Raw genomic sequence first — 4,062 nt, forward strand, 5'->3', positions numbered from 1 at the left:
AGATCTGCTACACGGCGATGCGCGCGGAGGTGATGAACGACGGGACGAGCGGCGTGGTGAAGGAGCTCGACAGCGCCCACAGGATCGACGCGGCGAAGAAGGCGATCTCCACCATCATCGCGTAGATGGAGTGCTCGACGTTCAACGCGAGGTCGAGCAGGCTGCTCGACTGCGCCCCGGTGATCAGTGCGATCCGGGGCACCTGGCCGAGCACGCGGGTGACCTGTTCGCGGAACGCGCGTCCGGCGCGGCCGCCGATGGCGTGCTCGACCGACCCCACCAGCCGCGCGACGCCGTCCGCCATCTCTTGCAGGGTCCGGCCGCTGTCCAGCCAGTTCTGCGCGAGCGCACGTGCGGCCGCCACGTCCACCTTCGGTGCCTGCTGCCCGGCCACGAGGACCCAGAGCCAGTCGAACGACGGATCGAAGTGCAGGCTCACCGTTCCTCAACAGACATACGTCGAAATCCTCGCAGCAGCAGCAGCAGCGGTGTCAGCGGCGGCCGTCACCGTCCGGCTGCTGGCCGGGCACGTTCCCAGGGCCCATTGCATCCTTGAGTTTCAGCGAGATGTCCGTGGCGTTCGCCTCCGTACCCACGCAGAAGACTCTGAACTGCTTCACACTGGTGGTGATGATGCCCATGGCCTTCGCCAGCCCGGCGAGGCCGTTCAGGTACTCCTCCGAGCGCTTGTAGTACTTGGGGGCGAACGCGTTCCAACTCTCGTCGCCCTCACCGGACGGCAATGGCGCGTAGGAGGCGAGCTCCCTGTTGCTGTTCGCGTAGTGGCGGAACCGGTCCGCGGCCGACTCGAAGCCCGCCGCGCCCCGGTTCAGCTGGTCGGTGTCGACGGAGATCCGCCCGGAACCGTCCCCGAGGTTGAACGGGGCCGGCCTGCTGCCGCCTCCGCTCCGGTCATCACCGGAAGCGTCCTCGCCGGGGTTCTCTGACTTGATCATCGCACTCAGTCCCTGATGTTCATGACGTCGCGGGTGGTGGGGCGCAGCTCGGGCGTGGGGGGAAGCAGCGACTGCAGGTCCACGTCCCCGGAGAAGAGCTTGCGCGCGTCGACCCCGGGAGGGAGCGTCGGCGCGATCACGTCCGCCGCCTCGTCCGCCACTTGCTGCTGCGCGTCCGTGATGGTCGTCAGGACCGCGGACTCCAGTTCTGCCGGTGTCATGCGCTTGTAGGCGCCGCTCGGAAACTTCACGTCCTTCACCACGCCGCCGTGCCCGACGGTCACAGCGACGACCCGGCGGGGAGCGGTGACGGTGCACGACAGCTCGCTGAGCCGTCGCTGCGTCTCGCGCAGCTCGGCGAACTGCTGCTCGTACTGCCTCCTCAGCTGCTCGACCTGTTCGGACTGGGGATATGACACCGCACGCCTCCCTAGGCCTGCTCGCCGTGACCGGACACCAGCAGTAAACGGGCAGGAGCACAGCGCCCGATCCCGAACGGACCGGTTCCGAACCTGAAAGGAACCGCATGGTGCCCAAACGCACCCGATACCGCCGTGCCGATTGAGACGCGGCCCACGAGAAGGCTTGCGGAAGCGGGAAATCGATTACCGACGGGCGGTATGGCTCCGAACAGCCGTGTCCGAACCCGGTTGACCAGGGGTAGGTTCGAGCACCCGGCAGCCGTGTCCGGGCACCGGCGGTCGACAGGCAGCTTTGTCGTTTCGAAAACCTGCCCCCCGTTCTGACTGGCCTTCCGCGCGGCTCGCACGGTCTCCTGTGCACATGACTTCGCAGACCGCCTGGCCGGACGGCCGGCGCCCCCTGGCACCAGGGCACGCAAGCCGCACGGCCATCCGGGTCTTGGTCCACGCCTCAGACCCGCTGATCGCATCGGGCCTGCTCGCGATGCTGCGGCCGACGCCCGGCATCGAGATCGTCACGGACCCGCAGAACGCCGACGTCACCGTGGCCGTCGCGGACGACTGCCTGCAGGAAGCGTTCCAGCCAGGCACGTCCCGCCTCGTCCTCATCGCGGACGACCTCCGCCAGGCGGAGCTGTGGACGGCCATCGAGCACGGACTGGTCGTGCTGGTGCCGCGTGCGGAGGCCACGGCCAGGACCAGGCTGCTGCGCGCCATCACCGACGCCCGCGAGGGACGGGGCGACCTGCCCGCCGAGCAGCTGGGCAACGTCCTGCGGGGGCTCAAGCAGCTGCAGGAGACGACCCTCGGGCCGCGCGACCTCACCCTCGCCGGTCTGTCGCTGCGCGAGACCGAGGTGATCAGGCTCCTCGCGGACGGCCTCGACACCGCCGAGATCGCGGAGCGGCTCATCTACTCCGAGCGCACCGTGAAGAACGTCCTGCACAACCTGCTCAGCAGGCTCAACCTGCGCAACCGCGCCCACGCGGTCGCCTACGCGTTGCGCCACGGCCTCATCTGAGACCGGCCGCGGACGGCCTCCCGCCGTCCGCGGTCACAGCGCCGTGACGCCGACCAGCAATGGCCCCAGCAACGACTCGAGCCACGTCTGAGCGCTCGTGTGCCCGTCCTCGCAGCAGTCGCCGCACGGGTGGAGGGCGGCGAGCACGTCGCCGATCAGCCGGCACCAGGCGTCAACGTCCTGCGCGGTCTCGAGCAGCACCACGCCGCCGGACTCCGGCAGCGTGTGCAGGACGCGTCGTGCCGCCTCCGCGGTTTCCGCCAGGTGCACCGGCGCCCACCACGAGATCTCCCAGTCGGCAGCACCCGCCGGCACGTGCTCGCGCACGATCGCGGTGATGCGCTCGTCGTTCACCGCTTCGTCGGCGACCAGGCGACCCGACCCGCGGGTGCTGCCGTCCACCCACCGGCACCGGGCCAGCCACCGCTCCGCCAGCAGGACGAGGCCGTCCGCGTGGGACCACAGCAGTTCGGCCTCACCCCGGGACAGCACACCGATCATGCCTTCGTCGCCACATCGGCCCCAACGGTTCACCGCTTCGTCTCCTCGCAGCGCGTGCTCTCTGCCTCTTCCCCCTCCGCCGCACGGGCGGACCGGGGTCTGCCGGTGCGCGGAAAGATCAAGCTAACGGGCGGCGAACGACCGAACGAGGCCCGAAGTCGTGATCGGCCCCTCCAGTCTCCGAAAGCTGCACCGAAGGCCGCGCCGCGGGGCACGCGAGAGAGGCTCGCCAGTGGACGGAGACACCGTGTCGCCCAGCGGAATCGACCCCCGGTTGCTCCTGCGCTGCGCCGCGGAGCGGCAGAACGGCCCGCGAGACGCACCCCGGGACGAGCCGGTGGCGGAACCGGCGAGCGGGAACCGGTCCTCCCGCACCCCGGTCACGGCCGTCGCGCCTCCGGAGCGGTCGGTGCCTCCGTCTCCGTGCTGAACCGCGGTGCGGCGGTGTCCGCGGAGGTCTGCGCGGCCGGCGTCTCGTCCTGCCCCGGCCCCCACGGAACGACGCGCATGCCCGACTCCTGCCGGAACCGCTCGTGGACGGCGGACACCTCGTCGTCGCTCATCATGAACGTCTCGCGCATGAAGTCGCCGGTGAGCCGGACCGACGCCGGGCCGCCGGGGTTATACAGCACGTCCACGCCATCGGCCAGCAGCATCACGAGCTCGTCGAGGTCGATGCGCCGCCACTGCGGCGAGCTGACCCTCCTGCGGTGCGGCTCCGCGGTGGCCACGACGACGCAGGCGATGTCGTCCGGCGACTGCACGACCAACGGCTTGCCGTCCCCGTTCATCGCGATGTCGAACAGGCAGTCGCGCAGCATCAGCTGGACGTGCTCCACCTCCGCGCCGCCGTGCAGGACCAGCCTCAGCACGGCGTCCAGCGGGTCCGTCGGCGAGTGCTCGTCGGCGGGCACGTAGTCCGGGTTGGCGCGGAACCGGCCGACGCGACCGTCGGCCTCCACCGGCCACAGCCCGACGACGGCCTCCGCCGGCGGCGGTTCGTCCTCTTCGGACGGAGCCCACGCCGGGTCCATGAGCAGGAACCAGTTCTCGAGCGGTCCGCTGTCCCCGGTGTCCTCGGTGCTCTCGGTCATGTTCTCCATCCTCGTCCCTCACGTCTCCGCCGGCGGTGCCGACGCCCTGTTGCCGGGAGCGCTCGTGC

General features: G+C 70.3%; 6 protein-coding genes. 1 reads left to right on the forward strand and 5 read right to left on the reverse strand.

Annotated features, from left to right (window positions below):
* Positions 1 to 7 precede the first annotated feature (7 nt).
* Genes ND450_RS15860 through ND450_RS15870 form a run of 3 tightly spaced genes read right to left on the reverse strand, consistent with a single transcriptional unit; the run spans position 8 to position 1,375 of the window.
* Complete coding sequence (locus tag ND450_RS15860) at positions 8 to 439, reverse strand: hypothetical protein (RefSeq protein ID WP_253326885.1); 432 nt, start codon at positions 437 to 439, stop codon at positions 8 to 10.
* A 52-nt stretch (positions 440 to 491) separates the two neighbouring features.
* A complete protein-coding gene (locus tag ND450_RS15865; RefSeq protein WP_253326886.1) occupies positions 492 to 956 on the reverse strand; it encodes a hypothetical protein in 465 nt (154 codons plus the stop codon).
* 5 nt (positions 957 to 961) lie between these two features.
* Positions 962 to 1,375: a YbaB/EbfC family nucleoid-associated protein gene (locus tag ND450_RS15870; RefSeq protein WP_253326887.1), complete on the reverse strand. Its 414-nt coding sequence runs from the start codon at positions 1,373 to 1,375 to the stop codon at positions 962 to 964.
* Between the two features lie 364 nt (positions 1,376 to 1,739).
* On the opposite strand from ND450_RS15870, the gene ND450_RS15875 reads away from it, so the two are divergent.
* A complete protein-coding gene (locus tag ND450_RS15875; RefSeq protein ID WP_253326888.1) occupies positions 1,740 to 2,399 on the forward strand; it encodes a response regulator transcription factor in 660 nt (219 codons plus the stop codon).
* Positions 2,400 to 2,432: 33 nt separating this feature from the next.
* Here the strand turns inward: ND450_RS15875 and ND450_RS15880 are convergent, their stop codons facing one another.
* Together ND450_RS15880 and ND450_RS15885 are read right to left on the reverse strand one after the other, a co-directional pair.
* Positions 2,433 to 2,933 carry a hypothetical protein gene (locus ND450_RS15880; RefSeq protein ID WP_253326889.1) on the reverse strand — a complete coding sequence of 167 codons (501 nt, stop codon included), beginning with the start codon at positions 2,931 to 2,933 and terminating at the stop codon, positions 2,433 to 2,435.
* Between the two features lie 347 nt (positions 2,934 to 3,280).
* The gene (locus ND450_RS15885) at positions 3,281 to 3,994 is read right to left on the reverse strand and encodes a type VII secretion system-associated protein (RefSeq protein ID WP_253326890.1); all 714 of its coding nucleotides are present in this window, start codon (positions 3,992 to 3,994) and stop codon (positions 3,281 to 3,283) included.
* Between the last annotated feature and the right edge of the window lie 68 nt (positions 3,995 to 4,062).

It is taken from the genome of Lentzea sp. HUAS12 (genome assembly GCF_024125735.1).
In the GTDB taxonomy this organism is placed as follows: Bacteria; Actinomycetota; Actinomycetes; order Mycobacteriales; family Pseudonocardiaceae; genus Lentzea; species Lentzea albida.

Bases quoted from the DNA above. Each gene is read 5' to 3' on its own strand.
- ND450_RS15875 (WP_253326888.1), top strand. From the start codon at position 1,740: ATGACTTCGCAGACCGCCTGGCCGGACGGCCGGCGCCCCCTGGCACCA.
- ND450_RS15885 (WP_253326890.1), bottom strand. From the start codon at position 3,994: ATGACCGAGAGCACCGAGGACACCGGGGACAGCGGACCGCTCGAGAAC.
- ND450_RS15865 (WP_253326886.1), bottom strand. From the start codon at position 956: ATGATCAAGTCAGAGAACCCCGGCGAGGACGCTTCCGGTGATGACCGG.